The sequence below is a fragment of the Serratia sp. CY31944 genome, from assembly GCF_052169175.1.
GTDB classification, from domain to species: Bacteria; Pseudomonadota; Gammaproteobacteria; order Enterobacterales; family Enterobacteriaceae; genus Serratia; species Serratia sarumanii.
Window position 1 is genome coordinate 138,811 of sequence record NZ_JBJNLG010000011.1, and the last position, 25,218, is coordinate 164,028.

Sequence of the window (25,218 nt, forward strand, 5' to 3'; positions counted from 1 at the left end):
GGAGATCCGGGCACGCTGGGGTATGAACAGGCAACGGGTGAGAGCGTTGTTGCCTAACCGTCCCTTCGCTGGCATGACCCAGATCAGGTTCAAAGGGTTCGGCTTGCGCCATCTCAGCCCGTAACAGGACACCCCTCGGAGCTGCTTGTTATACGACATTTGTTTTTTGATTACAATCGCCGGGCGGCGCGGCGGCAATCGGTTCGTTTAGTGCGATCGGGGGCGATTTTGCTGGCGCAGGGCGCGCGGTTTTTGTCACTGTAGGCCGATGATTTGCCTTTGAGGATGATGCCCGATGAAAAAGATTGGTTTTCTCTCGTTTGGCCACTGGTCGCCTTCCGCCCAGTCCGGCACCCGTTCCGCGGCGGATGCGCTGCTGCAGTCCATCGATCTGGCGGTCGCCGCCGAAGATCTGGGGGCGGACGGCGCCTATTTTCGCGTACACCACTTCGCACGCCAGCTGGGGTCGCCGTTCCCGCTGCTGGCCGCCATCGGCGCCAAAACCCAACGCATCGAGATCGGCACCGGCGTGATCGACATGCGTTATGAAAATCCGCTGTACATGGTGGAAGACGCCGGCGCGGCGGATCTGATCGCCGGCGGGCGGCTACAGCTCGGCATCAGCCGCGGCTCGCCGGAGCAGGTGATCGACGGCTGGCGCTATTTCGGCTATGCCCCGGCCGACGGCGAGAGCGACGCGGACATGGCTCGCCGCCACACCGAAGTGTTCCTGGAAGCGCTGCGCGGTGAAGGGTTCGCCGAGCCCAATCCACAGCCGATGTTTCCGAATCCGCCCGGGCTGCTGCGGCCGGAGCCGTTTTCCGCCGGGCTGCGCGACCGCATCTGGTGGGGCGCCGGTTCGAACGCCACCGCCGTCTGGGCGGCGAAGCTGGGCATGAACCTGCAAAGCTCGACGCTCAAGAACGACGAAACCGGCGAACCCTTCCATATCCAGCAGGCCAAGCAGATCCGCGCCTACCGCGCCGCCTGGCAAGAGGCGGGCCATGCGCGCGAGCCGCGGGTTTCCGTCAGCCGCAGCATCTTCGCGCTGGTGGATCAGCGGGATCGCAACTACTTCGGCGGCGGCGGCAAGGAGGGCGATCAACTGGGGTATATCGACGCGCAGACCCGGGCGATCTTCGGCCGCAGCTATGCCGCCGAGCCGGACGAGCTGATCAAGCAGCTGGCGCAGGACGAGGCCATCGCCGAAGCGGATACGCTGCTGCTGACCGTGCCTAACCAGCTGGGCGTGGATTACAACGCCCACGTCATCGAATCGATTTTAACCCATGTCGCGCCGGCGCTCGGCTGGCGCTAAACGGAGGAGTGGCATGTCACGCATTTTCATTACCGGTTCGGTAGACGGGCTGGGCCGCGCCGCCGCGCAAACGCTGTTGGACGAAGGGCATCAGGTAATTCTGCATGCGCGTGAGCCCGGCCGTTTGGACGCGGTGCGCGATCTGCTGGATCGGGGGGCGCAGGCGGCGATTGGCGATCTGTCCGATGTGCAGCAGATCCGGCAGCTTGCCGAGCAGGTCAACCGCCTCGGCCGCCCGGACGCGGTGATCCACAACGCCGGTATGTTTACCGGGCCGCAGGTGATGCCGGTGAACGTCGTTGCGCCCTACCTGCTGACGGCCCTGATCGAACGCCCCAAGCGTATCGTCTATCTGAGCAGCAGCATGCACTTTGACGGCGTGGAGGAACTGAGCGGCGTGGACTGGCTTGGCGACGCAGCCGGCTCCTATTCGGACAGCAAACTGTTCGTCACCGCGCTGGCCGCCGCCGTGGCGCGCCTGTGGCCTGACGTGATCAGCAGCGCGGTCGATCCCGGCTGGGTGCCGACCAAAATGGGCGGCGCGGAAGCGCCCGACGATCTGGCGCTGGGGCATGTGACGCAGGCGTGGCTGGTGAGCAGCGATGAGCCGCAGGCCCTAGCGTCCGGCGGCTATTGGCACCATCAGCAGCGCTTCGATCCCCACGCGGCGGTACACGACGAGGCGTTTCAAACGGCGCTGCTGGCGCAGTTGGCGCGCGCCAGCGGGGTGAACCTGCCGCAGGCTTGAGGGCAGTGCTTTGTTGGCCCGTCGGTGCTTGCCGGCGGGCTTTTTTATGCCCGCAGGGTGAACCGGCGAGGCTTTTCTTATACAGTGGCTGTCTGACCTGTTTTGCTTGTTCTTCCTATTATCGCCATGCATACATTCCTGATTATCGTCCCTGAAGGGGGCATGCTGTTCGAAGCGGCGGGCATCGCCGATATCCTGATGCAGGCTAACCGTCTGAGCCCTGCCGAGGCGCCGCTGTATCAGATCGCGGTCGCCACCACGCAATCCCATCGGGTGGTACACGGCCTGTCCGGGCTGAGCCTGTTGGCCGACCACCGCCTGGCGGATCTCGATCCGGCCCTGCCGCGCGATACCGTCATTGTCGCCGGCAAGGGGGCGACCGAAGAAGAGGGCGCCCTGGTGGCGGATTGGCTGCGCCGCGCGGCGCCGCAGGCGCGCCGTATCGCTTCCGTTTGCGGCGGGGCTCTGCTGCTGGCCGAAGCCGGGTTGCTGGACGGGCGGCGGGCGACTACCCACTGGCGGCTGGCGGAAACGCTGCAGGCGCGCTTCCCGCGGGTGCAGGTCGAGAACGGCCCGATCTACGTGCAGGACGGGCCGATCTGGACCTCCGGCGGCGTCAGTTCCGGCTTCGATCTGACGCTGGCGCTGGTGGAGGACGATTACGGCTTCGTGCAGGCGCGCGAAGTGGCGCAGGATCTGGTGATGTTTCTACGTCGCCCCGGCGGGCAGGCGCAGTTCAGCCGCTACCCGCTCAACCAGGCCAAATCGCCGGGCCCGATCCGCGACCTGCAGTCCTGGATCCTGGAAAACCTAGCCGACGATCTCAGCGTCGATCGGTTGGCCGAACGCGTGGCGATGAGCCCGCGCAACTTTACCCGCGTATTCACCCGCGAGACGGGCATTTCTCCCGCCAAATTCGTCGAAGAGGGGCGGTTGCATACCGCCAGACAGCGCCTCGAGCAGAGTGCGGAGGGCATCGAACAGATCGCGCTGGCCACCGGCTTCGGCAACGGCCTTAACCTGCGGCGGGTGTTTGAGCGCAAACTGCAGCTGACCCCGAGCGAATACCGTGAACGCTTCCACGCGCGCAATTTGGCGTAAATTGATCGTTAAACGTCATTTACGCCGCCTCGGGGCAGGGCTAGATTTGAGGCAAAGCCCAAACGAGGAGAGCATCATGGTGAAAGTAGGCATTAACGGCTTCGGCAGGATCGGGCGCAACGTGCTGCGCGCGGCGCTGGGGCGCAGCGATTTTGAAGTGGTGGCGATCAACGATCTGACGGACAGCAAGACGCTGGCGCACCTGCTGAAATACGACACGCTTTCCGGCACGCTGGCGGCCAAAGTGGAAGCCGGCGACAACCAGCTGCTGCTGGACGGCCGGCCAATTCAGGTGTTTTCGCAGCGCGATCCCGCCGAGATCCCCTGGCGCAGCGTGGGCGTGGACGTGGTGATCGAAGCGACGGGCTTCTTTACCGATAAAGCCAAGGCGGAAGTGCACATCACGCACGGCGGCGCCAAGCGGGTGATTATCTCGGCGCCGGCCAAGAACGACGACATCACCATCGTCATGGGGGTTAACGACCAGCTCTACGATCCGGCGCGGCATAAAGTGGTCAGCAACGGTAGCTGTACCACCAACGGGCTGGCGCCCGCCGCGCAGGTGTTGCATCAGGCGTTCGGCATCGAATATGGGCTGATGAACACCACCCACGCCTATACCAACAGCCAGGCGCTGCACGATCAGCCGGAAAAAGATCTGCGCGGCGCGCGGGCGGCGGCGGAGTCGATCGTGCCTTACTCCAGCGGCGCGGCCAAGGCGCTCGGCAAGGTGATCCCGGATCTCGACGGCAGGTTGACCGGTTATTCGCTGCGGGTGCCGGTGCCGGTCGTCTCGATCGTTGATCTGACGGTGACGCTGAAACGCCCGGCGACGGTGGAGGAGATCAACGCCGCTTTCCGCGCGGCGGCGGCGTCCGGCCCGCTGAAAGGGATCCTGGGGTACAGCGATGAACCGCTGGTGTCGAGCGACTATCGGGGCGATGCGCGCTCATCGATTATCGATGGTTTGTCCACGCTGGTCATCGGCGGCAATCTGGTGAAGGTGCTCGCCTGGTATGACAACGAGTGGGGCTTCTCCAACCGCTTGGTCGATCTGGCGCTGCTGATGGAAAAACGCGGGCTGTAAACGCCCAACAGCAAAAAACCCGCTTAAGTTTCCTTAAGCGGGCTTCTCTAAATATGGCTCCTCTGACTGGACTCGAACCAGTGACATACGGATTAACAGTCCGCCGTTCTACCGACTGAACTACAGAGGAATCGTGTGAACGGGGCGCATCATATCCAGCCGCCCCGGGTGTGTCAACGCTAAATTGCCCCAGGCGGCGCGACTGCTCGGTATCTGAGCAATATGCCCGTCAGTCAGCCCATTGCGCGTCGTTTTCCGCCTGGCCGCGCAGCAGGCGAGCCAGCGGATCCTGGCGGTAGAAGCGGCAAAAGTGCTGATACAGCGCCGGGAAGCGTTCTGCCAGCAGCTCGGGGGCGCTGAAAAAATACTCCGACAGCACGGCGAAGCACTCGGCCGCATCGGTGGCGGCGTAGGCGTCCATGCTGGCGGCCTCTTCGCCGACCATGTCGATCTCGTCCTGCAGACTTTCCATCGCGGCGTGCAGATCGTGCTCCCAGGCGGCCACTTCGCGCAGCGGGATCGGCGGCACGCCGGTGGCGACGCCGCCGTTGCGCATATCCAGCTTGTGCACCGCTTCGTGGATCACCAGATTGAAACCGGAGAGATCGAAAGAGTCCTGCACGTCTTGCCAATTGAGCACGATCGGCCCTTGTTCCCAGCTCTGGCCGGACTGCACCACCGGCCCCGAGTGCACCAGGCCGATTTCGTCCTGCCATTCGTCTTCCACCACGAACGGGGTGGGGTAGAGCAGGATTTCGTTGAAGCCGTCGAGGCACTCCGCGCCGAGCTCCAGCACCGGCAGGGCGAACAGCAGGGCGATGCGCGCCTGCATTTGTGAGGTGAGCTGCAGCCCCTGCAGCGGCACGATGCGCTTTTGCTGCAAGATCTGCCCGGCGACGGCCACCAGCCGCTGCCGCTCCTGCTCATTCAGCGGCGACAGCAGCGGGATCGCCAGCGCGTCCTGCCACTGGGCCTCGATGTCTGCCTGGGATTGAGAGGGTTGAGTCGCTTTCCACGGCCATTTAATCATCAGGTTGCTCGTAAACTCATCACTTGAACGTTCAGCGGTATGCTAATGCTGTAAAAATGCCGCAAAAGCGGGCATGATAGCAAGCGTTGTCAGGAGAGATGCCGGAGCGGCTGAACGGACCAGTCTCGAAAACTGGAGTAGGGGCAACTCTACCGGGGGTTCAAATCCCCCTCTCTCCGCCACTATTCAATCACTTACGAATAAATCTTTCAACGATCCCCATCACAGTAAAACCACCGTTCTTATCGGCTGTCGTTCTTATTTCCCTGTCCCGCCCCTTTGCCGGCGTTATCAAACCGTCTTTTCGTCTTACCGTTTGTATCGAGAATGATCCCCAGCGCCGGATGGTCTACGGCCTTAACCCGCGCCCAGGCGTCGCGCCACAGGTTCACGTGACGTCCCCATGCCAGCGCTTCATAACCGACAGTAATATCATACTCGGCGGCCAACTCCGCCAACGCGCGCAAATCGCTCACTTGCGTGGCCATGTCTTCGCTGCTGTCGGGCGAGACATTACTGCAGAGCAGCATGCGCGAGCAGCCCAATTGCTGCATGACGTCGAACTTGCGCGCTGCGCGTGAAAGGTTCTGCGCCAGGCTTTCGCGTGGGCCGCCTTCGAGGTCCCGAAACGGCTGGAACAGCAAAATTTCCAGGCCCAGTTCGGCGCACAGATCACGAATTTGCGCCGGTGAACCGGGGTAATAGACCAGATCGTTATCGAAAATTTCGACGCCATCAAAGCCTGCGGCGGCGATATAGCCCGCAGTTTTTCCGGCAGCGAGCCCGATACCGAGACCGTCGCGATAGAACGTTTCATCATTGCCTCCAGTTAAGCGGTCATGGATGACCTGAAAGCGACCATTCAGTAGCGAGGCGGACCACCGACGGGAATTGAAACCTGTTATGGACCAAATGAAATGTTTCGTCAATTCAGAACATTCCATGACTTTTGGTTATATAAAGCGATCGGTTTTCTCACTTTACTTTTACATATTGCGCTTCCTACACTCTGTCGACATGTACCCTCAAATAATAAGGATACCGGGATGAAAAGTGATTGGATGGCGCGAGAACTGGTGCATCGCGATTACAGCCATCACCCGCCTGCGCTGGCGCCGCTGTATAAAACCAGCGTGCTGCGATCGCCGCGCAATGCATTAATTTCATTGCAAAACTCACTGTCTGAACTGACCGCACCCGTGTTCACGCCAACGGATATCGGCCCGATTGATCACGATCTGATTCTGAACTACGCCAAAGACGGCTTACCGATCGGCGAGCGGATTATCGTGCATGGATATGTGCGCGATGCCTTCGGGGCGCCGGTGCGCAACGCCCTGGTCGAGGTATGGCAGGCCAATGCGGGAGGGCGCTATCGTCACAAGAAGGATCAGTATCTGGCGCCTATCGATCCCAATTTTGGCGGCTGCGGCAGGATGCTGACCGACGACAACGGGTATTACTGTTTTCGCACCATCAAGCCGGGCCCGTACCCCTGGCGCAATCAGGTCAGCGACTGGCGTCCGGCGCATATTCACTTCTCCCTCTCCGGCGAGGCGTTCGCGCAGCGGTTGATCACGCAGATGTATTTCGAAGGCGATCCGTTGCTCGTTCGTTGCCCCATCTTGCAGTCAGTAGGCAGCGACGATGCGATGCGCACGCTGATTGCCGAGCTGGATATGCACGCCGCCGTGCCGCTGGACAGCCTGGCCTACCGCTTCGATCTGGTGCTGCGCGGCCATCGGGCCACGTGGTTTGAGAACCGTACACAGGGAGCCGCGTGATGAAAAAGTATTTGTCTGAAACGGCCTCGCAAACCGCCGGCCCTTATGTGCACATCGGTTTGGCGCCGCATGCCGCCGGTTTTGACATTTTTGAGCGTAATTTCACCCATGTGTTGACGCAACCGGAAACGCGCGGGGAACGCATCGTGGTAGAAGGGCATGTTTATGACGGTACCGGCACGCCGGTGCGAGACGCGCTGGTTGAAGTCTGGCAGGCCAACGCCGCCGGGCGATATCAGCATCCCGCCGACGGCCAACGAGATAAACCCGACGACCCCGCTTTTCGCGGCTGGGGGCGAACCTGTTCGGATTTCACCAGCGGCCTGTGGCAATTTGAGACGATCAAACCGGGCAGAGTAATGGGGCGCGACGGCCGGCTGATGGCGCCTCATCTCAATTTATGGATCGTGGCCCGCGGCATCAACATCGGGTTGAACACGCGTCTTTACTTCGCCGATGAACAGGCGGCGAACGCTGAAGATCCGGTGTTGAACCTCATTGAATGGGAGAAACGGCGCGGCACGTTATTGGCGCAAAGGCGGCAGCGCGGTGATCAGACGGTATACCATTTCGATATCTGGCTACAGGGCGAGAACGAGACCGTTTTTTTTGATATTTGACCTCCGTTCGCCCTGTGAATGAGCTTGCCGCGTTGGCGGCAAGTTAATACTATAAATCATGAACATGACTTCTCGCTTTAGCCAACGCATCCGCCTGCGTCATCTGCACGCCTTTGTCGCTACCGCGCAGCAGGGGACGCTGGTGCGCGCCGCACAGCAATTGGGCATCACGCAGCCCGCCCTCTCCAAAACGCTCAATGAACTGGAAAGCCTGGCCGGCGAGCGCCTGTTTTCGCGCAGCCGGCAGGGGGCAGAGCTGACCGCCGCCGGGGCGCGTTTCCTGCAGGATGCGGGGCGCGTTTTGGATGCGCTGAATGTGTTGGGGCGTACGGTCGCATCGGACAGCGAGGCGCTGCCGGCGCCGCTGCATATCGGGGCGCTGCCCACCACGCTGGTGAGTTTGGTCGCGCCGGTCGTGGTGGGGTTGCAGCAGCAATCGCCAGGTTGGCGCATGCAGGTTTCGACGCTGGCCAACGATGCGCTGATGATGGCGGTGAGATCCGGGCAATTAACCTTAGGGATAGGGCGTATGTCAGACCCCTCTCGCATGGAGGGGCTCAATTTCGAGCTGCTGTATCATGAAACGCTGCGGCTGGTGGTTTCCCCCCATCATCCGCTGCTGCATGCGGATGTCACGCTGGCGGAGGCCCTGAGTTGGCCATTGGTGCTCTCACCGCGTGGGACCGTACCGCGCCAGAATGCGGAAGCGCTCATTGTCAGCCACGGGCTGGCCGTGCCGGAAGGCTGCGTCGAGACCTTGTCGGTCACGCTGGCGCGCTGCCTGACGTTGCAGTATGGCTATGTTTGGCTGGTGCCTTACGGCGCGGTGCGCGACGATCTGTTCGGCAATCACCTGCGTGCGCTGCCGTTGCCTACTCAGGGAATGGCAGAACCGTTGGGCATCATTACCCGGCAAGAGGCGTTCACGCCCCCTGAGCAGCAGCGCCTGGTCGCAGCGCTGCGTCAGAGAGTACTGGATGTGCCGGTATAAACGGCTGTTCTATTCGACCGGCGGCTGCCCGGCATCGTGTTCGGCAAAGACGGATTGCGCCAAATGAAAGGCGGCGTTCGAGGCGGGCAGCCCGCAGTAAAGCGCCGCATGCATCAGGACTTCTTTGAGCTCTTCGCGCGTGACGCCGTTGTTGAAGGCGGCTCGTATATGCATTTTCAGTTCAGCTTCGCGATTCAAGGCGATCAACATTGCGATGGTGATCAGGCTGCGGGTATGGCGCGACAGACCCGGACGCGTCCACATTTCCCCCCAGGCGTAGCGAGTGATGAAATGTTGAAATTCCTCGTTGAACGGCGACAGCGCCGCGAGGGTATTATCGACATGTTCATCGCCCAATACGGCTCTGCGCACCGTCATGCCTTGCTGATAGCGTTGCCGCTGCGTGAGCTGTTCATCCAAAAAGGCCCGGAAAGTGCGATTGAATGCCCGCCAGGCCTCGACGCTGGAAAGGTGAGAGGCGGGCAAGATGACGCATTGAGCGCCGGGAATGCCCGCCACTAACGCTTTGGCATCATCGACGGTGGTTACCGCGTCGTCATGTCCGGCGATAATCAGCGTCGGCACGAGGATCCCTTCCAACTCGGCGCGTAAATCGGCGTTCGCCAATGCTTCGCAGCAAGCGGCATAGCTGTTGGGATCGCAGGCGGTAAGCTGTTTCAATAATGCTTGCACCCTGGCGGGGGCGGATTGGCAAAATGCCGGCGTGAACCAGCGTGATGCTGCGCCATCGCTGACGGCGGACATCCCCGACTGACGCACTTGCGCGGCGCGTTGTCGCCAATTCGCCGCCGTTCCAATTTTTGCTGCGCTATTGGCGATGGTCAACGTCAGCAAGCGCTCGGGATGAAAACGCGCCAGCCATAATCCCGTTAACCCCCCCATGGAGATACCGCAAAAATGGACGCGCTCAATCGCCAGAGCGTCCAGCAATGACAGCACCTGTCTGCCCAGCAGCGCCAGCGATCCGGGTTGTTCACCGGGCGGCGATGCGCCGTGGCCGGCAACGTCGTAGCGCAGAATGCGATAGTGGGAGATGAGCGCGTCGCGCTGCGGTTGCCACATTGCCAATGACGTCCCCAGCGAGTTGCTGAACAGAATGACCGGGGCGTTTTCGGGCCCTTCCAGGACATAATTCAACATCATTGCTCCTTTTCGGCCGATGCCAGAACTTGTTGAATGAAACGCTGTGCGCTGCCTGTGGCATTGGCCGGATCGAGCAACGTCTCCAGAGCTTCCCGGCTGAGTCGGGAAGAGACTTCCGCATCGGCGCACAGCAGGGTTAACAGGGATTGCTGCGTTGCCTGAGCCTGGCGGCAACATTGCGCGATATGCTGGTGCGCCTGCTGGCTGCCGAGAAGCGGGGCTAAGGCCAGGGAAACCGATTCAGCCATGATCTGCCCCTGCGTCAGCGCCAGATTGCGCCGCATCGCCGCTTCATGCACCTCCAGGCCGTTAACGAGGTCAAGGCTTTGCGCCATTGCCGCTCCGCTCAGCACCAGGAGCTGCGGCAGGCTTTGCCACTCGGCCTGCCAGCCTCCCAGCGCGCGTTCGTGCTCCTGCACCTGGCCGGCATACAATCCCGCCATCAGCGCAGGCAAGCGGTTAGCCGCGCTGAGGATGGCGGCGCAGAGTACCGGATTACGCTTATGCGGCATGGTGGAGGAGCCGCCGCGACCCGGAGCCGAAGGTTCGCTGATTTCAGCGACCTCGGTTTGCATCAACAGCGACATGTCACGCGCCAGCTTGCCGAGCGTGCCCGTGAGTCCGGCATACCAGCCGGCCAGTTCCAGCAACCGGTCGCGTTGGGTATGCCACGGCGTGGCGCTGCGCGGCAGCGCCAGCGCTTCCGCCAGCGCCTGCTCGACGCGTTCTCCCTGCTCGCCGAATGAGGCGAGCGTGCCGGCGGCACCGCCGAATTGCAGCGCCAGCACGCGTGGCCGCATTTCAGCCAGACGAACCCGAAAGCGCAGCAAGGCGTCCAGCGTGCCGGCCAACTTCAGCCCCAGCGTCGTGGGTAACGCGTGTTGCAGCCAGGTGCGGCCGACCATTAACGTTGCGCTATGGCGCCGACATTGCGCCGTCAGCGCCGCAATCAACTGATTGAGCAGCGTGTCGGTTTGGTTGAGCGCGCTGCGCAGTTGCAGCACCAGCCCGCTGTCAATCGCATCCTGACTGGTTGCCCCCCAGTGAACGAAGCGCGCCGCGTCCGGCGAGCGTTGAGCCACCAGCGCCGTCAACTGTTTGACGAGCGGAATCGCTAAGTTGCCCGCCAATCCGGCGGACTGCGCCAGCGCGGCGGCGTCGAGTTTTTCCGCCCGGCAGTGGCTGCGTATGATTTGAGCCGACTCGTCATCGATAATCCCTGCAGATGCCAGGGCTTGTGCCAGGCCGGCTTCGAAATCGAGCATGCCCTGTAGCAGGGCCGTATCGCTGAAGCAGGGCGTTAATGGCGACGTCATAAACATTGCGCTATAGAGTGACATTGGTTATATCCGTTCCAGAATCAAGGCGACGCCCTGCCCAACACCTACGCACATGGTGCACAGGGCAAAGCGCCCGCCGGTGCGACGCAGCTGATAAGCGGCGGTCATGGCCAGCCTGCCGCCGGATGCGCCCAGAGGATGGCCCAGCGCGATGGCGCCGCCGTTAGGGTTGACCTGTTCCGCATCATCCGGTAACCCCAGGGCGCGCATCACGGCCAGCGCCTGGGCGGCAAAGGCTTCATTCAACTCGATGACGTCCATTTGCGCCAGGCTCAAACCGGTTTGCGCCAGTACCTTGCGGACCGCGGGAACCGGCCCGTAACCCATGATGCGCGGCTCTACGCCGCAGGCGGACATGGCGACCACCCGCGCCAGCGGGGCGAGTCCATACTGCACCGCCGCGCGTTCGCTGGCAATGAGCAGGGCGCTGGCCCCGTCGTTGATGCCCGAGGCGTTGCCGGCGGTGACGCTCCCCTCGGCGTGTACGACGCCTTTCAGTGCGGACAGCGCGGCCAAAGAGGTGCTGCGGGGATGTTCGTCGCGAACCAAGTTGAGCGGTTCGCCTTTGCGTTGCGGAATGTTGACGGCGATCAGTTCCTCATCAAACAGGCCCAGCTCCTGAGCGCGGGCGGTGCGTTGTTGGCTGCGCAATGCAAAGGCGTCTTGATCGGCGCGGCTGACGGCGAATTCGCGAGCCACATTTTCGGCGGTTTCAGGCATGGTTTCGACACCGAACTGAGCGCGCATTTGCGGGTTGATAAAGCGCCATCCCATCGTCGTATCTTCCATTTTCAGCGATCGGCTGAAGGCGCTGTCCGCTTTGCCGGTGACAAAGGGTGCGCGCGACATGCTTTCCACGCCGCCCGCGATGATGACCTCCGCTTCGCCGCATTTAATGGCGCGCGCCGCCATCCCTACCGCGTCCAATCCCGAACCGCACAGGCGATTGTGGGTGGTGCCCGGCACGGAGTGCGGCAATCCGGCCAGCAGCAGCGCCATTCGCGCCACGTTGCGGTTGTCTTCACCGGCCTGGTTGGCGCACCCCAGAATAACGTCATCAATGGCCTGGGGATCCAGCTGCGGCAGCCTGGCAAGCAGCGCCTTCAGGGGCAGAGCGGCCAAATCGTCGGCGCGCAGCGCGGATAATGCGCCGCCGTAACGGCCAAAGGGCGTACGAACGGCATCGCAGATTAAAGCCTGTTGCATGGCGATTTCCTCAAGCGGGGATCAGGTCAGATTGCAGTAAACGTATCGGGGTTAACGCTTGCAGCGCGTCAAAGGTGAGCCCCGGACACAGCTCCAGCACCTGCGGGCCGTCCGGGGTGATATCAATGATTGCCATATCCGAATAGATGCGGCTGACGCAGGCCAACCCGGTCAACGGGTAGCTGCACTGTTCCACCAGCTTGCATTCGCCGGTCTTGGTCAGGTAGTCCATCATCACATAGACTTTGCGCGCGCCGATGGCCAGATCCATGGCGCCGCCCACCGCCGGGATCGCGTCTTCGGCGCCGGTGCTCCAGTTGGCCAGATCGCCGGCAGCCGAGACCTGATACGCCCCCATCACGCAGATATCGAGATGGCCGCCGCGCATCATGGTAAAAGAGTCGGCGTGATGGAAATAACTGCCGCCGGGCAGCAAGGTCACCAGCTCTTTGCCGGCGTTGATGAGTTCCGGATCTTCTTCGCCCGGCGCGGGTGACGGCCCCATGCCGAGCAGGCCGTTTTCGCTGTGCAGAATCACTTCTTTGTCGGCGGGCAGGTAGTTAGCGATGCGGGTCGGCAGCCCTATTCCGAGGTTGACGTAGGCGCCTTCCGGAATATCGCGCGCCACCCGTTGGGCTAATTGGTCGCGGGTTAATTTTTGCATGTTGTACTCCTCAGGCAGAGAGGGAAAAGGTCGCGGGGCGCGCCACCGCCACCAGGCGCTGGACGAAGATGCCCGGCGTTATCACGTTTTCCGGATCCAGTGCGCCCAACGGCACCAATTCAGCCACCTGCGCTATCGTCGTGGCGGCGGCCATCGCCATCACCGGGCCAAAATTACGCGCCGCTTTGCGGTAAACCAGATTGCCCCAGCGGTCACCCCGATGGGCCTTTATCAAGGCGAAATCCGCCTTTAAGGGCGTTTCAAACACGTAATGACGCCCGTCGATTTCACGCGTTTCTTTGCCTTGCGCCAGCGGCGTGCCAAAGGCGGTTGGGGTGAAAATGCCGCCCAACCCGCTGCCGGCGGCCTGCATGCGGGCCGCCAGGTTGCCCTGCGGCACCAGTTCCAGTTCGATCGCGCCGCGGCGATAAAGATCGTCGAAGACCCACGAATCGGCCTGGCGCGGGAAGGAGCAAATCATCTTTCGCACACAGCCGGTCTTGAGCAGCGCCGCGAGGCCGCTGTCGCCGTTGCCGGCGTTATTGCTGATTACCGTCAGCTCGCGGGCACCGCGTTCAATCAGCGCATCGATCAGTTCCAGCGGCTGTCCCGCGGGGCCAAAGCCGCCAATCATGATGCTCGCGCCGTCCGGAATGATGGACACGGCATCTTCCAGGGTGGCCACACTTTTATCGATCATCTGTTGTTCCTTTTGTTCGATGCCCGCCGGGGGAGTGTCTATCGTCAATGGGAAAAGTAGATCGTCCCTTTCAGGCAAACAATACCGATTATCGAAAAAGTGTGCGATTATCGGCTATTGTTTAACAAAGGTTCGCAGGCTGTGATCGTCGGCACACCGAAATTTCAGGCAGACAGCGGGGTAACGAGAATGGAAAAAGGACAGGAAATTACGCGCAGCAGCACCGATCCCTGGAAGGGGGATCCCGACTTTATGGCCTCTTTGGCGCGAGGATTGGAAGTCCTGCAGGCTTTTACGCCGCAGCGGCGGCTGATGTCGGTATCGCAGATTAGCCAGCGTACCGGCATTCCGCGCGCGGCGGTGCGCCGCTGCCTTTACACCCTGAGTAAGCTGGGCTTTGTGTACGCGGAAGACGGCAAGAATTATGAGCTGCGCCCGCGCGTCTTGTCGCTGGGCCATAACTGGCTGGCGGCTTCGCCGTTGGCCAACGCCGCGCAACCGGTGTTGAGGCAACTCAGCCAGACGCTCAATGAGTCCTGTTCCATGGCCATATTGGACGGTGATGACATTCTTTATATCGCCCGCGCATCGACTTCGCGGATCATGACCATCGATTTGCACGTCGGCAGTCGCTTACCTGCCAGCACGACGTCGATGGGGCGGGTTCTGCTGAGCGGGCTCGCCAATGAGCCGTTGAATGACTATTTGGCGCGGCTGACGCAACTGCGTTACACCAGCCATACCCTGGTGAGCGTTAGCGCATTGCGGGAAGAGCTGGCGCGCGTGCGTCAGCAGGGATATGCCATCAACGATCAGGAACTGGAGATTGGCCTGCGTTCACTGGCGGTGCCGCTCACCACGCCGGACGGCCGTATCGCCGCGGCGTTGAACGTCGGTGTGCATGCCAGCCAGGTTTCCGCAGAGCGTTTGTATCAGCACCACTTGCCTTTATTGCGCTCGGCCGCGGAAGAGATATCGCTGCTGTTGCACGACTAATCTTGAACTTTGGGTACCTGCCGGAGTTAACGCCGGTTTTTTACCGCGCCAGGTGAGTCATACGGTGTTGTACTGTTGCCCGCGGGTAAGGTAATTTGCTGTTGGCAAAGATGACTGACGCGGGGGCCAACGGACATGAACGAGAAAATCGACTATCACATCGAGAAATACCATTTCGCGCCGCTGGATGAGGCCCCGCGGCTTGCGCACCAGTGGCGTGAGGTGCTGAACGAGTGCCGCGAGACGCAGGCCGGGGCGGAAGAGCGTCTGCGCATTGCGCTGCTCAACGTGGACTATGTGACCAGTTTCGAATTGCCGTTTCGCTTATTGCTGGTGCGGGCGCCGCAGCTGATCGCCGGCCTGCGCGATCAGCTGTCGATAAGTCAAAAAAATGTGGTGTTCAACGGCAAGCGTTTCGGCTGTGTCTACAGCCTGAAAAGCGATTTGAGCGGCGTGCCGGAGGCCTTTCAGTACAGCCTGTCGACCCGTATTCATCGAACCTCGGCGTCGGGCGTGGACGCGCTGCCTTACCGGGAAATCGCCAAGGCGCTCAAAGCGCCGCGTGAGCGGCTCAAGCTGGCGCTGGAGCAGGGGCTGCCGGTAACGGCGCTGGATGGATTGTTCTGGTTCGGCATCCAGCGCATTGCCGCCGAGGTGCGCAGGCTAAGAAAAACCGGCATGGCGATCGTGACGGCGGAAACCGAGATCTTCGACACCCTGACCGGCACGACGCGCAAGGTCCCGGTGTACCGCCTGGCCGAGAGTTAATGGCCGATAGCCGGCGGTTTATATTATGAGGCTTGATTCCCGCCGGTCTCCGCCTGGCTCTTCTACGATCCTTTTTTTACCCGCATCTCCTCGCCGTTCGGCAAGAAAACCGACGCGACGTATTCCTCAAACCTGACTCAGCGTTCGTTCTGCAGCGGCACAACACAGACGGCGGGCCATCGTCGATAGCCGGTGTCACGATGGTGTTTCCGGTGGTCGGCGCCGTTTGCCGCCCACCTTTGGCTAACATCGACGAGGGTTTGAAGGAGAAGAGTATGCTGAAACGTTTTGCACTGCTGTGCTGGTGCCTGATCGGCGCCAACGCGCTGGCGGCGGGCCCCAACGCCAATATCAAGTATTACGGCTATGACTGGCTGGACTTTTATGCAACTGCCACGCCGTCTTTCAGCGCCACAGAGGCGCTTAAGGCGATTACCGGCACCGGCTTCAGTATGACCAATCTGAACGTGGTGCACACGTTGGCAAGCCTCAATCTGCCCGTTTGCGCCGGTGGCACCTGCGCCGTGAACATTCAGGCTGGTTCGGGTGCGGTCTCGGGATCGCCGTTTATCGATATCTGCCCTGGCGCAGACTCGAACGGCAGTTGTCAGGCCGCGGGTTCCTGGAACGCCATTTGGACGGCGGTGAAAAAGATCGCCGAAGCCAAACATAAGCCCGGCGCCATTTATTTTATCGATGAGCCGTTCGACGTTCCCGCGTTACAGACCGCGGGGAAATACGACGCTTACCAATATTCAAGCTATGTTTGCACCCTGCGGCAGGCCATGCAGCAGTATGGCGTCGCGATCCCCATCTACACCATCTTGTCCTACCGGCATGCCAACAACGCCGAATGGATCCGTGAAATACAGCAGGGCGCGCCTGCGACCGCGTGTCCGGCCAACGTAAAAAGCACGCCCGATTGGGTTGGGGTGGATAACTACAACTGGTCGGTGGCGGATATGTGGAGTACCTACAACCGCCTGGCGCCGATAAGCGCAGCCGGACAAAAGTGGGTGTTGGTACCGCCTTCCACGGCATCGTTAGGAATGAACGACCAGCAACTGCATGCGCAAATTCAACTGTATTGGGATTTTATTAACCAATATCCGAATGCGCCTGTGGTTTACATCATGAACTGGCGGTTTGATCGCGAGGTTACCGAGAACCGTGCAGCCTACCCTCACTCGACCGCCTTACTGTCTTTCATGGCGAACACGCTGCTTGCCAAACCTTAGGCATGCAAAAAGGAGGTTCGAATCAGGAACCTCCTTTTAATAGTGCCGCTTACCGATAGGCTTCATTGCGCGCGATCGCGTATTTCCCGCTGCCCAGCAGCAGGATGACGACCCCACCCATAAAGAACACCAGTTCGTTTTCAATGCCCCAGGCGCCGACGTCGGTGACGGTAAACACCTTGCCGGTGCCCACCATCAGAAACGCCACCACCAGCGTGAGGGCGTAAACCAGCGCGGCGGGGCGGGTGAACAGCCCCAAAACGATCAGTATCGGCGCCAGGATCTCCCCAACATACACGCCATAGGCAATGAAGGCGGGCAGCCCCTGTTGTTGTAACGCATCGGCGATCCAGCCGACGCCATGCTGAATTTTCGCCACGCCGTGAAACAGCATCAGCCCGCCGAAGGTCAGTCTGAGCGCCAACTTACCGGCGTCCGGGCGATCAAAAAGGCGCGTGAATGCCGCATTCAGTGACTTAACCATGACCCTTCCTCCTGAATAGGAATGATTTTCAATCAATATATCAGCAAGGTGAATGCGAAAGATGTTCTGGATCAGTAAAACGGCGGGCTTTACGCCGAATCAGCGGGCGAGGTTCGGCGGGCATTGCGCACGGCAACGCAGGCTGTCCCCGCGACCCAAATCGCGGTAAAATGCAGCAGTTCACCCTATCGCATTCCATCAGGCCGTCGAACCCGCTATGAAAACGCGCAAACCGCGCCGTCCGCCCGGGCGGTGGATCTATTACATCCTGCATGAAGACATGCTGTGGCCCTGCCCGGTCAAATGGGAGTGGGAGAGCGGCTATAACGCCTGGCTGCCGTTTTACTATTCCCCCACGCTGGAGTTCGTCGCCGGCAACCCCGCCCGCGCCACCAAGGTCAGCAGCGGCCGGCGCTAAGCGTGTAGCCCGCCTTGCCGCCCGGCATTCGCTCACCTAAGATCATTGCATCACCCACAGGTTTCCGGGAGCGCCCATGTCTACTCTGTTTCGCACTTCTCTTTGCGGCGCGGTGGCGTTGCTGCTGCTTGCGGGGTGTCAGCAGACGGCGCATAAACCGGCGCCGCCGCTGCAGGCGCAGTTGGATCACATCGCTCTGATGCTGGCCGGCGGGCATTTCCTGCGCGTGGCGTGCGGGCGCAGCGAAGTGCCGGACGATGTGAAATTGCAGCGCACCGCGATGCGTACGGCGCAGCACCGCGGCTGGGACACGCATGCGGCAGGGTATCGGCAGCTGCCGGCGCTCACCCAGGCGCGCTATCTGGCTCTGCAACAGGATAATCAGCTGCTGACGGATAAATGCGCCACGCTCAGCCGCAGCACCGCGCGCTTTATCGCGGCGGCGCAGGCCGATCAGGAAGACTACATGGAGTAACGTTGCGGCAAGCCTGTCGGGCGCTCGTCACGGGCGCCCAAAAATTCTTTGCAGGATAACGATTTATCGATCATCATTTGAAATGATGTTTCACTTTTATCCACCGAGCCCACCTTGAACCTGTATGCCGCCCTGCGTCAGCGCGTGGAAAATACGCCCTGGTACGCCAAACGGAAAAGCTACCGCGTGCTGTTCTGGCGCGAGATCACGCCGCTGGCGGTGCCGATCTTCCTGGAGAACGCCTGCGTGCTGCTGATGGGGGTGCTGAGCACCTTTCTGGTGAGCTGGCTCGGCAAAGAGGCGATGGCCGGGGTGGGGCTGGCGGACAGCTTCAACATGGTGATCATCGCCTTTTTTGCCGCGGTGGATCTCGGCACCACCGTGGTGGTGGCCTTCAGCCTCGGCAAGCGGGATCGCAGGCGCGCGCGGGCGGCGGCGCGTCAGTCGCTGGTCTTGATGACCGGCGTGGCGCTGCTGTTGGCGGCGGGCATTCATCTGGCGGGCGAACCGATCATCGATGTGATCGCCGGCGCGGCCTCGCCGGAAGTGAAAGCGCTGGCGCTCTCTTACCTGCAGACCACGGTGTGGAGCTACCCGGCGGCGGCGATTGCGCTGATCGGCAGCGGCGCCCTGCGCGGCGCGGGCAACACCAAGATCCCGCTGCTGATCAATGGCGGCATGAATATCCTCAATATCATCATCAGCAGCATCCTGATTTACGGCATGCTGGGTTGGCACGGGCTGGGCTTCGTCGGCGCCGGGCTGGGGCTGACGATTTCCCGCTATATCGGCGCCATCGCCATTCTCTATGTGCTGGCGATCGGTTTTAACCCGGCGCTGCACATCACGCTGAAAAGCTATTTCACGCCGCTGAAGATGAGCATCCTGTGGGAAGTGCTGGGGATCGGCATTCCCGCCAGCGTTGAATCGGTATTGTTCAACGGCGGCAAGCTGTTGACGCAGATGTTCGTCGCCGGCATGGGCACCAACGTGATCGCCGGTAACTTCATCGCCTTCTCCATCGCTTCGTTGATCAACTTGCCGGGCAACGCGTTGGGATCGGCCTCGACCATCATCGTCGGCCGGCGGCTCGGCAAAGGCGAGATCGGCCAGGCGGAGCGGCAGCTGCGTCATATTTTCTGGCTGTCTACCCTTGGGCTAACCGCCATCGCCTGGGGCACGGCGCCGCTGGCCGGGGTATTCGCCGCGTTTTATACCTCGCAGGATGACGTGAAATCGGTGGTGAAAACCCTGATTTGGCTCAACGCCGCCTTTATGCCGATCTGGGCCGCTTCCTGGGTGTTGCCCGCTGGGCTGAAAGGCGCGCGCGATGCCCGCTTTGCCATGTGGGTGACGATGCTGGGCATGTGGGGCTGCCGCGTGGTGGCGGGCTACGCGCTGGGCATTGAACTGGGCATGGGCGTGGTGGGCGTCTGGTTGGGGATGTTCCTCGATTGGGCGGTGCGCGGCGCCTTGTTCTATTGGCGCATGGTCAGCGGGCGCTGGCTGTGGAAATATCCGCGGATGAGGCGCTCGGACGCCGGGTGACGAGCCGCCGCCGACAGCCGCGGCAACGTCAATACAGCAGCGTCATCGCGCTGAAGAACAGTAGCGTCAACACGATGATGATGACGTTTTGTGTGGCTTTGCGCACCAGTTTGCTGGCGCTCAGCCGGCTGTCGATGATGTAGAGCAGCGGCACCATCAACAGCACGTAGGCGAACATCAGCATGGCGGTAAAGGGCTGCAGGTTCATTCATGCTCCTCTTGTGCGTCATCATGGCCGACCAGGTGCACCAGCACGGCCTCCGTCTGATGGGGCAAACCAATAAAATGCGCAGTGGCTGGGGAGTTCGCCGCGAGCGGCAGAGCGGCGCGCCGCGTCTTCACCGCCGCTTGCAGAATTTTCTTTCGATGCTTCCGAGTATGGTCGACCATGCGCCTCCGAATAAAGCCGCCCGCAGGCGGCCGATCGTTGTATTGCCCATTAAGCTGGAGAAGGATTTCGGGCCGCTGCCGGGGCCACGCACTCATAATATTGCGAATGATAACCATTATCAATAATGAGAGTGAAAAAATTAAGGGTATTACGAGGGGCAGTCGGCGGGGCGGGAAAAGAAAAAGCACGCCTTGCGGCGTGCTTTGCGCGGTATTAACTGCAGCGGTTACTTCTGGTCGGGCAGGGCGTAAGCGACCAGATAGTCACCCAGCTTGGTGCCGAAGGAACCGTGGCCGCCGGCGAAGATCAGCACGTACTGCTTGCCGTTGACCTCATAGGTCATCGGCGTCGCCTGGCCGCCGGCCGGCAAGCGCGCTTCCCACAGTTTTTCACCGTTGGTCACGCTGAAGGCGCGCAGGTAGTTGTCTGCGGTGGCGCCGATGAAGAACACGTTACCGGCGGTGGTCACCGGGCCGCCCAGCATCGGCATGCCCATTTTGAACGGCAGCGGCAGCGGGGAGCTGTCGCGCACGGTGCCGATGCGTTTTTTCCACACGATGTCGTTGGTTTTCAGATCCACGGCGGAAATGTAACCCCAGGCCGGCTGTTTGCACGGCAGACCGAACGGTGACAGGAACGGGTTCAGGGTCACGCCGAACGGTACGCCATACTGCGGCTGCACGCCGGACTCGGTGCCGCTGCCGCCCTTGTCGCCTTCCGGCGGCTCAATCGGGTTGCCTGGGCCGCGTGGGATCAGCTTGGACACGAACGGCAGCGCGATCGGGTTGGCGATGGCGATTTCGCGATCGGTATCGACGGCCAGGCCGCCCCACTCGAACATGCCGAGGTTACCCGGGAACACCAGCGTGCCCTGCTCGGACGGCGGGGTGAAGGTGCCTTCGTAACGCAGGCTGTGGAACATCACGCGGCAGACCAGCTGGTCATAGATGGTCGCGCCCCACATGTCCGCACCGGTCAGTTTCTTCTCAGGACGGAAGGTCAGCTCGGAGAACGGCTGGGTCGGCGACAGGCGGTCGCCTTTGGCCGGGCCCTGCGGTACCGGTTTCTCCGGGGCCGGCACCACCAGCTCGCCGTTGGTGCGGTTCAGCACGAAGATGTTGCCGGTTTTGGTCGGCACGTAGATGACCGGCACTTTTTTACCGCTCTTGTCGGTAATGTCCGCCAGGGTCGGCTGCGCCGGCACGTCCATATCCCACAGGTCGTGGTGTACCGTCTGATAGAACCAGGCCAGCTTGCCGGTGGAGGCGTTCAGCGCCAGCAGGCCGCTGGCGTAGCGCTCCATTTCCGGGGTGCGATCGCCGCCCCAGATGTCCGGCGTGGAAACGCCCATCGGCAGATAGACGATATCCAGCTTGGCGTCATAGGCGGCCGGCGCCCAGGAGTTCGGCGAGTTCGGCACGAAGTGATGCTCGTCCGCCGGGATGGCGTTCGGATCTTTCGCGCCCGGATCGAAGGCCCACAGCAGCTTGCCGCTGTTGACGTCGAAGCCGCGAATGACGCCGGAAGGCTCGCGGTTGGAGTAGTTGTCGGTCACGGCGCCGGCGATGACGATCACTTTATCGGTGATCACCGGCGGCGAAGTCGGCTCGTAGTGGCCCGGCGTCGCATACGGCATGTTGCTCTGCAGGTTCAACTCGCCGTTGTTGGCGAAGTCCGGGCAGGGTTTGCCGGTGTCGGCGTCCAGCGCGAACAGGCGGCCGTCGTTGACCGGCAGAATGATGCGGCGTGCGCACATCGCCGGTGCAGCATCGCCGGCGGCGCCAGCGGCTGCAGCGGTTTCGTGGTAAGACACGCCGCGGCAGGTGATGTGCTGGAAGGTCGGGTTGTACTTCAGCTGCGGATCAAATTTCCACTTTTCTTTACCGGTGGCGGCATCCAGCGCGAACAGCTTCTGGTGCGGCGTACACATGTAAAGGGTATCGCGGATCTTGATCGGCGTGACTTCGTTGGTGATCTCACCCGGATCGTTGGCGGTCTTCAGATCGCCGGTCTGGAAACGCCAAACCTCTTGCAGCTGGCCAACGTTTTTGTCGTTGATCTGGCTCAGCGGCGAGTAACGGGTGCCTTCCTGGGTGCGGCCATAGGCCGGCCAGTCGGCGCCGGTGGCGTCTTTCGGCTGCGCCTGCGCGGCGTCGAGAGTGCCGTTGATCTCTTGCGGATCGTTGAATACGGCATAGGCCAGCGCGATGACGGTGATGACCAGCGCCGCGCTCAGCGCACCGTAGGCGAACTTGCCGTTGGCGACCAGCTTACGGTAGATAAACGGCAGCACCAGCCACAGGCCGAAGAAGAAGGTGACGTCCAGGCGCGGCGTCAGCGCCCAGAAGTCCGGGCCGACTTCCCACAGGGCCCAAACGGTGGTGCCCAGCAGGAATACCGCGTACAGCAGCAGCGCGGTGGCGCGGCGGCGGAACAGCAGCCAAGAGGTCGCCAGCAGCACCAGCCCGGCGATGATGTAATACAGCGAACCGCCCAACTTGGCCAGCCAAATGCCGCCGCCGAGCAGATAAAGCCCGCTCAGGGCGGCAAATAGCGCCGTTATGACGATAAGCGGCGATAGTGACGCTTTATTTTGCATAGCAATACCCTTACCAAAAATGAAAGTCCCCGATTTAGAGATTAAGCCAAATCGGAAAAAACACGCGGTTTCTCCCTAATATTTCAGTGGGAAGCCGCTAGGGTGACGTAAAACCCATCCCGTCTTTTAACCTTAAGGTGCTTTGCCTTATTCAAAGCGGTAAGACAAGGTGGCGCCGCCACCCCAGTTGCGACCCGGCGCCGGCTCGAAATAGCGGCCGTTGCCTTCGTTGACGATCACCGAACCGACGTAACGGCGATCGAACACATTGTCTACCCGGCTGAACACGTCCAGCGCCCAGCGGTTCCAGGTAAAGCGATAACCGGCGTTTACGCCGGCCACGGTGTAAGAGGGCGCCTGCGCGCTGTTGGCATCGTTAGCCTGAATGTCGCTCATGTAGCGCAGCTCCGCGCCGGCGTGCCAGCCTTCCGGCGGCGCCCAGGCCAGCGAGGCGTAGCCCATGTTGCGCGCGATGCCCGGCAGGCGATTGCCGGCGGGGGTACAGCCGGATTTACCGCACATATCGCTGCGGTAGGTGGCGTCCAGCAGCGTCCAGGCCATATTCAGGCGCCAGTCCAGCGCAAACTCCTGATCCAGCGCCAGCTCGAAGCCGCGCCGCCGGGTTTTGCCGGCGTTGGCATAGCTGGTGCGCCCGCCGCTGCTTTCCGCCACCACCAGTTCGTTGTCGGTCTCGGTCTGGAACAGGGCGGCGCTCACCAGGCCGTTGCCGAGGCGCAGCTTGCTGCCCAGCTCGACGGTGTCGCTGGTAGACGGCTGCAGGCCGATATTGAGGCCCGCCTGGCCGTCGGGGCGGTATGAGAGCTCGTTGATGGTGGGGGTTTCAAAGCCGCGGCCGGCGGAGAGATAAACGTTCCACGCCGGATTGATCTTGTAGTTGAGCGAGCCCATCGGCAGCCACTGGTGGTAGCGCTTGTTGCCGCTGTCGTCGCCGTTGCGCGGCGTGATGTAATAGTCGGTCGAGTCGAAGCTGACCGTGCTGTAGCGCAGGCCGGCATCCAGCGTCCAGTGCGGCGTCAGTTGCCAGGAGGTTTGCAGGTAAGGATCCAGGTTCCAGATGCGGTTCTTCTCGTTGCGCCGCTGGTCGCCTTTCTCGCCGTAGTCCACTGTGCCGTCTCGCAGAATAAAGTTTTCGAACCCCTGCCGGCGTTCGGTCATGGTTTCATAATCCAGACCGCCGATCAGTGTTACCGGTAACGATGCGAGAGTATCCTCATGCTTCCAGCGAGTGTCAATGCCCTGATATTTTCTTTCCAGCACGATCACCCCGCCGGCGTGGGTGGGGTTGAGCTGCGGCCCCATCGGGATCGATTGGTACTGCGTGGTGTGGCGCTCGCCGTGGTAGGCGGTCAGGGTCAGTTCGTCGCGTTCACTCATCTGGCGCTGATAGCGCAGGCCGGCCTGGGTCTGGTCGAGCGATTTGCGGGTGTTGTATTGATCCGCGCGCGGCGCCTGGCGCGGGTTTTCCTTCCATTCCGCCTCGGTCAGGCCGCCCGGATCGCCGGCATCGATTGAGACGCTGTTGAACATCAGCGTCAGGGTGCTGACGTCGTCCAGCCGCACGCCGAGCTTGCCGTTGCCGAGGTTTTTCCGCGCGGCGCTGTGATCGCGGTATCCCTGGGTGGTAAAGCGGGTGCCGGAGATGGCGTAGTTGACGTCGCCGGCCTGGGTGCCGTCGCCGGTGGCGCCGGTCGCTTTCACCCCGTAGCGCCAGGTGTTGTCGCTGCCGAAATAGCCGCCGGCTTCCAGCGTCGGCGGCTGGGTGCCGGTAATAGTGTCAACATTGATGACCCCGCCCGAGGCGTTGCCGTACAGCGCGGAATAGGGGCCGCGCAGCACCTCGATGCGTTCGACGGAATTGATGTCGATATTGGAGGTTTGCCCCTGGCCGTCGGGCATGGTGGCGGGAATGCCGTCGACGTACATGCGCACCCCGCGCACGCCGAACATCGAGCGGCTACCGAACCCGCGTATCGACAGCTGCAGATCCTGCGCATAGTTTTGCCGGTTTTGGATCTGCAGGCCCGGCACGCTGCCGAGGTTTTCCGACAGGTTAATCTGCGGCGCGGCGTTGCGCAGGTCTTCGCCGTCGATCACGCTGACGGAGACCGGCGACCCCAGCTCCGTCAATCCGGTGGGTTGCGCCATCACCACCAGGGTGTCGCTGTCTTTTTGCTCCGCCGCCAGGGCCGAGCCGATACAGATCGGCTGTAGCAATAACAGGGTTGCCGGGGTCAAGGCGGGACGTTTTTTATTCATCAGATAATTCTGCCAATAATGCTGAAAGAGTTGCCCGCAAGGGGGCGAAAATAGCCATTTTTGACTCCCTGTACCGGCATTCAAGGGGAAGGAAAATGCATCCTGCAAAGAGTATAGGATATTCCGATATCGTATGCTTTGGAATAGCGCAGCCGAAAGAGGCGTATTTTCAATTAAGAAAATTCTCTATTCAATAGCGATGTGCCGGGCGTTTTTAAATTATCCAGGCTTATCTTAAACATAATCCTATTCGTTTTTTTAATTTGTTTAT

General features: G+C 61.4%; 24 protein-coding genes, 2 tRNA genes, 1 pseudogene and 1 riboswitch. Of the genes and pseudogenes, 15 read left to right on the plus strand and 12 right to left on the minus strand.

The window, feature by feature from the left end; translation table 11 throughout:
- Positions 1–43: 43 nt before the first annotated feature.
- Positions 44–146: riboswitch (TPP riboswitch) on the minus strand.
- Between the two features lie 149 nt (positions 147–295).
- The 4 genes from ACJ8IN_RS13440 to gap all read left to right on the plus strand — a co-directional run bounded on the left by ACJ8IN_RS13440 (position 296) and on the right by gap (position 4,254).
- On the plus strand, positions 296–1,318 hold the full coding sequence (locus ACJ8IN_RS13440; RefSeq protein ID WP_033635151.1) for an LLM class flavin-dependent oxidoreductase: 1,023 nt from the start codon (positions 296–298) through the stop codon (positions 1,316–1,318).
- A gap of 13 nt (positions 1,319–1,331) precedes the next feature.
- Positions 1,332–2,066 carry an SDR family NAD(P)-dependent oxidoreductase gene (locus tag ACJ8IN_RS13445; RefSeq protein WP_308325866.1) on the plus strand — a complete coding sequence of 245 codons (735 nt, stop codon included), beginning with the start codon at positions 1,332–1,334 and terminating at the stop codon, positions 2,064–2,066.
- A 126-nt stretch (positions 2,067–2,192) separates the two neighbouring features.
- Entirely contained in the window at positions 2,193–3,167 is a 975-nt protein-coding gene (locus tag ACJ8IN_RS13450) for a GlxA family transcriptional regulator (protein WP_049234372.1), read from the plus strand.
- A 76-nt stretch (positions 3,168–3,243) separates the two neighbouring features.
- Positions 3,244–4,254: a type I glyceraldehyde-3-phosphate dehydrogenase gene (gap, locus tag ACJ8IN_RS13455; protein WP_047571446.1), complete on the plus strand. Its 1,011-nt coding sequence runs from the start codon at positions 3,244–3,246 to the stop codon at positions 4,252–4,254.
- A 54-nt stretch (positions 4,255–4,308) separates the two neighbouring features.
- On the opposite strand, the gene ACJ8IN_RS13460 is transcribed toward gap, so the two are convergent.
- Both ACJ8IN_RS13460 and mtfA read right to left on the minus strand, forming a co-directional pair.
- A tRNA-Asn gene (locus tag ACJ8IN_RS13460) sits at positions 4,309–4,384 on the minus strand.
- Between the two features lie 99 nt (positions 4,385–4,483).
- Positions 4,484–5,284: a DgsA anti-repressor MtfA gene (gene mtfA / locus ACJ8IN_RS13465; RefSeq protein ID WP_033635147.1), complete on the minus strand. Its 801-nt coding sequence runs from the start codon at positions 5,282–5,284 to the stop codon at positions 4,484–4,486.
- Between the two features lie 92 nt (positions 5,285–5,376).
- Between mtfA and ACJ8IN_RS13470 the strand changes: the two genes are divergently transcribed.
- Positions 5,377–5,466, plus strand: a tRNA-Ser gene (locus ACJ8IN_RS13470).
- Between the two features lie 135 nt (positions 5,467–5,601).
- Here ACJ8IN_RS13470 and ACJ8IN_RS13475 read toward each other — a convergent pair.
- Positions 5,602–6,101, minus strand: a pseudogene (locus ACJ8IN_RS13475) (sugar phosphate isomerase/epimerase family protein); the annotation flags it as partial.
- A gap of 229 nt (positions 6,102–6,330) precedes the next feature.
- On the opposite strand from ACJ8IN_RS13475, the gene pcaH reads away from it, so the two are divergent.
- Genes pcaH through ACJ8IN_RS13490 form a run of 3 tightly spaced genes read left to right on the plus strand, consistent with a single transcriptional unit; the run spans position 6,331 to position 8,679 of the window.
- Positions 6,331–7,068, plus strand: a complete 738-nt coding sequence (gene pcaH / locus ACJ8IN_RS13480; protein ID WP_033647894.1) for a protocatechuate 3,4-dioxygenase subunit beta — start codon at positions 6,331–6,333, stop codon at positions 7,066–7,068.
- Complete coding sequence (gene pcaG, locus ACJ8IN_RS13485) at positions 7,068–7,688, plus strand: protocatechuate 3,4-dioxygenase subunit alpha (RefSeq protein WP_033635143.1); 621 nt, start codon at positions 7,068–7,070, stop codon at positions 7,686–7,688. The genes pcaH and pcaG overlap by 1 nt, the downstream gene beginning before the upstream one ends.
- Before the next feature lie 58 nt (positions 7,689–7,746).
- Entirely contained in the window at positions 7,747–8,679 is a 933-nt protein-coding gene (locus tag ACJ8IN_RS13490; protein WP_033635142.1) for a LysR substrate-binding domain-containing protein, read from the plus strand.
- Between the two features lie 9 nt (positions 8,680–8,688).
- On the opposite strand, the gene pcaDC is transcribed toward ACJ8IN_RS13490, so the two are convergent.
- From pcaDC to ACJ8IN_RS13515, 5 genes are read right to left on the minus strand one after another with little or no spacing between them, the layout of a single operon-like run.
- A complete protein-coding gene (pcaDC, locus tag ACJ8IN_RS13495) occupies positions 8,689–9,843 on the minus strand; it encodes a bifunctional 3-oxoadipate enol-lactonase/4-carboxymuconolactone decarboxylase PcaDC (protein WP_103772237.1) in 1,155 nt (384 codons plus the stop codon).
- Positions 9,840–11,183, minus strand: coding sequence for a 3-carboxy-cis,cis-muconate cycloisomerase (locus ACJ8IN_RS13500; RefSeq protein WP_047571453.1), 1,344 nt, complete (start codon positions 11,181–11,183; stop codon positions 9,840–9,842). Before ACJ8IN_RS13500 ends, pcaDC begins: the two co-directional genes overlap by 4 nt.
- 3 nt (positions 11,184–11,186) lie before the next feature.
- On the minus strand, positions 11,187–12,389 hold the full coding sequence (pcaF, locus tag ACJ8IN_RS13505; RefSeq protein ID WP_308325865.1) for a 3-oxoadipyl-CoA thiolase: 1,203 nt from the start codon (positions 12,387–12,389) through the stop codon (positions 11,187–11,189).
- A gap of 10 nt (positions 12,390–12,399) precedes the next feature.
- Positions 12,400–13,053 carry a 3-oxoacid CoA-transferase subunit B gene (locus ACJ8IN_RS13510; protein WP_033647889.1) on the minus strand — a complete coding sequence of 218 codons (654 nt, stop codon included), beginning with the start codon at positions 13,051–13,053 and terminating at the stop codon, positions 12,400–12,402.
- A gap of 10 nt (positions 13,054–13,063) precedes the next feature.
- Positions 13,064–13,753: a 3-oxoacid CoA-transferase subunit A gene (locus tag ACJ8IN_RS13515; protein ID WP_033647888.1), complete on the minus strand. Its 690-nt coding sequence runs from the start codon at positions 13,751–13,753 to the stop codon at positions 13,064–13,066.
- Between the two features lie 189 nt (positions 13,754–13,942).
- Between ACJ8IN_RS13515 and ACJ8IN_RS13520 the strand changes: the two genes are divergently transcribed.
- The 3 genes from ACJ8IN_RS13520 to ACJ8IN_RS13530 all read left to right on the plus strand — a co-directional run bounded on the left by ACJ8IN_RS13520 (position 13,943) and on the right by ACJ8IN_RS13530 (position 16,755).
- Positions 13,943–14,749, plus strand: a complete 807-nt coding sequence (locus tag ACJ8IN_RS13520) for an IclR family transcriptional regulator domain-containing protein (protein WP_033635136.1) — start codon at positions 13,943–13,945, stop codon at positions 14,747–14,749.
- 135 nt (positions 14,750–14,884) lie between these two features.
- Complete coding sequence (locus ACJ8IN_RS13525) at positions 14,885–15,517, plus strand: helix-turn-helix domain-containing protein (protein WP_047571460.1); 633 nt, start codon at positions 14,885–14,887, stop codon at positions 15,515–15,517.
- 275 nt (positions 15,518–15,792) lie between these two features.
- Positions 15,793–16,755, plus strand: coding sequence for a hypothetical protein (locus ACJ8IN_RS13530; RefSeq protein WP_094859961.1), 963 nt, complete (start codon positions 15,793–15,795; stop codon positions 16,753–16,755).
- Between the two features lie 49 nt (positions 16,756–16,804).
- On the opposite strand, the gene ACJ8IN_RS13535 is transcribed toward ACJ8IN_RS13530, so the two are convergent.
- Positions 16,805–17,239, minus strand: coding sequence for a DoxX family protein (locus ACJ8IN_RS13535; protein WP_033635133.1), 435 nt, complete (start codon positions 17,237–17,239; stop codon positions 16,805–16,807).
- A 217-nt stretch (positions 17,240–17,456) separates the two neighbouring features.
- Between ACJ8IN_RS13535 and ACJ8IN_RS13540 the strand changes: the two genes are divergently transcribed.
- From ACJ8IN_RS13540 to ACJ8IN_RS13550, 3 genes are all read left to right on the plus strand, one after another.
- Positions 17,457–17,657: a hypothetical protein gene (locus tag ACJ8IN_RS13540; protein WP_015378375.1), complete on the plus strand. Its 201-nt coding sequence runs from the start codon at positions 17,457–17,459 to the stop codon at positions 17,655–17,657.
- A 76-nt stretch (positions 17,658–17,733) separates the two neighbouring features.
- The gene (gspS, locus tag ACJ8IN_RS13545; RefSeq protein ID WP_033635132.1) at positions 17,734–18,132 is read left to right on the plus strand and encodes a type II secretion system pilot lipoprotein GspS; all 399 of its coding nucleotides are present in this window, start codon (positions 17,734–17,736) and stop codon (positions 18,130–18,132) included.
- 114 nt (positions 18,133–18,246) lie between these two features.
- Positions 18,247–19,680 carry an EmmdR/YeeO family multidrug/toxin efflux MATE transporter gene (locus tag ACJ8IN_RS13550; protein WP_060422425.1) on the plus strand — a complete coding sequence of 478 codons (1,434 nt, stop codon included), beginning with the start codon at positions 18,247–18,249 and terminating at the stop codon, positions 19,678–19,680.
- A 28-nt stretch (positions 19,681–19,708) separates the two neighbouring features.
- Here the strand turns inward: ACJ8IN_RS13550 and ACJ8IN_RS13555 are convergent, their stop codons facing one another.
- On the minus strand, positions 19,709–19,888 hold the full coding sequence (locus ACJ8IN_RS13555) for a hypothetical protein (RefSeq protein ID WP_033635123.1): 180 nt from the start codon (positions 19,886–19,888) through the stop codon (positions 19,709–19,711).
- Between the two features lie 23 nt (positions 19,889–19,911).
- Here ACJ8IN_RS13555 and ACJ8IN_RS13560 point away from each other — a divergent pair, with 23 nt between their 5' ends.
- A complete protein-coding gene (locus ACJ8IN_RS13560; RefSeq protein ID WP_160211299.1) occupies positions 19,912–20,196 on the plus strand; it encodes a hypothetical protein in 285 nt (94 codons plus the stop codon).
- 101 nt (positions 20,197–20,297) lie between these two features.
- Here the strand turns inward: ACJ8IN_RS13560 and ACJ8IN_RS13565 are convergent, their stop codons facing one another.
- Both ACJ8IN_RS13565 and pqqU read right to left on the minus strand, forming a co-directional pair.
- Positions 20,298–22,670 (minus strand): glucose/quinate/shikimate family membrane-bound PQQ-dependent dehydrogenase, encoded by a 2,373-nt coding sequence (locus tag ACJ8IN_RS13565; protein ID WP_308325864.1) that lies wholly within the window; start codon positions 22,668–22,670, stop codon positions 20,298–20,300.
- A gap of 147 nt (positions 22,671–22,817) precedes the next feature.
- Entirely contained in the window at positions 22,818–24,947 is a 2,130-nt protein-coding gene (gene pqqU, locus ACJ8IN_RS13570) for a TonB-dependent receptor PqqU (protein ID WP_197846221.1), read from the minus strand.
- Positions 24,948–25,218 lie beyond the last annotated feature (271 nt).

Bases quoted from the DNA above. Each gene is read 5' to 3' on its own strand.
- ACJ8IN_RS13440 (WP_033635151.1), top strand. From the start codon at position 296: ATGAAAAAGATTGGTTTTCTCTCGTTTGGCCACTGGTCGCCTTCCGCC.
- ACJ8IN_RS13445 (WP_308325866.1), top strand. From the start codon at position 1,332: ATGTCACGCATTTTCATTACCGGTTCGGTAGACGGGCTGGGCCGCGCC.
- ACJ8IN_RS13450 (WP_049234372.1), top strand. From the start codon at position 2,193: ATGCATACATTCCTGATTATCGTCCCTGAAGGGGGCATGCTGTTCGAA.
- gap (WP_047571446.1), top strand. From the start codon at position 3,244: ATGGTGAAAGTAGGCATTAACGGCTTCGGCAGGATCGGGCGCAACGTG.
- mtfA (WP_033635147.1), bottom strand. From the start codon at position 5,284: ATGATTAAATGGCCGTGGAAAGCGACTCAACCCTCTCAATCCCAGGCA.
- pcaH (WP_033647894.1), top strand. From the start codon at position 6,331: ATGAAAAGTGATTGGATGGCGCGAGAACTGGTGCATCGCGATTACAGC.
- pcaG (WP_033635143.1), top strand. From the start codon at position 7,068: ATGAAAAAGTATTTGTCTGAAACGGCCTCGCAAACCGCCGGCCCTTAT.
- ACJ8IN_RS13490 (WP_033635142.1), top strand. From the start codon at position 7,747: ATGAACATGACTTCTCGCTTTAGCCAACGCATCCGCCTGCGTCATCTG.
- pcaDC (WP_103772237.1), bottom strand. From the start codon at position 9,843: ATGATGTTGAATTATGTCCTGGAAGGGCCCGAAAACGCCCCGGTCATT.
- ACJ8IN_RS13500 (WP_047571453.1), bottom strand. From the start codon at position 11,183: ATGTCACTCTATAGCGCAATGTTTATGACGTCGCCATTAACGCCCTGC.
- pcaF (WP_308325865.1), bottom strand. From the start codon at position 12,389: ATGCAACAGGCTTTAATCTGCGATGCCGTTCGTACGCCCTTTGGCCGT.
- ACJ8IN_RS13510 (WP_033647889.1), bottom strand. From the start codon at position 13,053: ATGCAAAAATTAACCCGCGACCAATTAGCCCAACGGGTGGCGCGCGAT.
- ACJ8IN_RS13515 (WP_033647888.1), bottom strand. From the start codon at position 13,753: ATGATCGATAAAAGTGTGGCCACCCTGGAAGATGCCGTGTCCATCATT.
- ACJ8IN_RS13520 (WP_033635136.1), top strand. From the start codon at position 13,943: ATGGAAAAAGGACAGGAAATTACGCGCAGCAGCACCGATCCCTGGAAG.
- ACJ8IN_RS13525 (WP_047571460.1), top strand. From the start codon at position 14,885: ATGAACGAGAAAATCGACTATCACATCGAGAAATACCATTTCGCGCCG.
- ACJ8IN_RS13530 (WP_094859961.1), top strand. From the start codon at position 15,793: ATGCTGAAACGTTTTGCACTGCTGTGCTGGTGCCTGATCGGCGCCAAC.
- ACJ8IN_RS13535 (WP_033635133.1), bottom strand. From the start codon at position 17,239: ATGGTTAAGTCACTGAATGCGGCATTCACGCGCCTTTTTGATCGCCCG.
- ACJ8IN_RS13540 (WP_015378375.1), top strand. From the start codon at position 17,457: ATGAAAACGCGCAAACCGCGCCGTCCGCCCGGGCGGTGGATCTATTAC.
- gspS (WP_033635132.1), top strand. From the start codon at position 17,734: ATGTCTACTCTGTTTCGCACTTCTCTTTGCGGCGCGGTGGCGTTGCTG.
- ACJ8IN_RS13555 (WP_033635123.1), bottom strand. From the start codon at position 19,888: ATGAACCTGCAGCCCTTTACCGCCATGCTGATGTTCGCCTACGTGCTG.
- ACJ8IN_RS13560 (WP_160211299.1), top strand. From the start codon at position 19,912: ATGGCCGACCAGGTGCACCAGCACGGCCTCCGTCTGATGGGGCAAACC.
- ACJ8IN_RS13565 (WP_308325864.1), bottom strand. From the start codon at position 22,670: ATGCAAAATAAAGCGTCACTATCGCCGCTTATCGTCATAACGGCGCTA.
- pqqU (WP_197846221.1), bottom strand. From the start codon at position 24,947: ATGAATAAAAAACGTCCCGCCTTGACCCCGGCAACCCTGTTATTGCTA.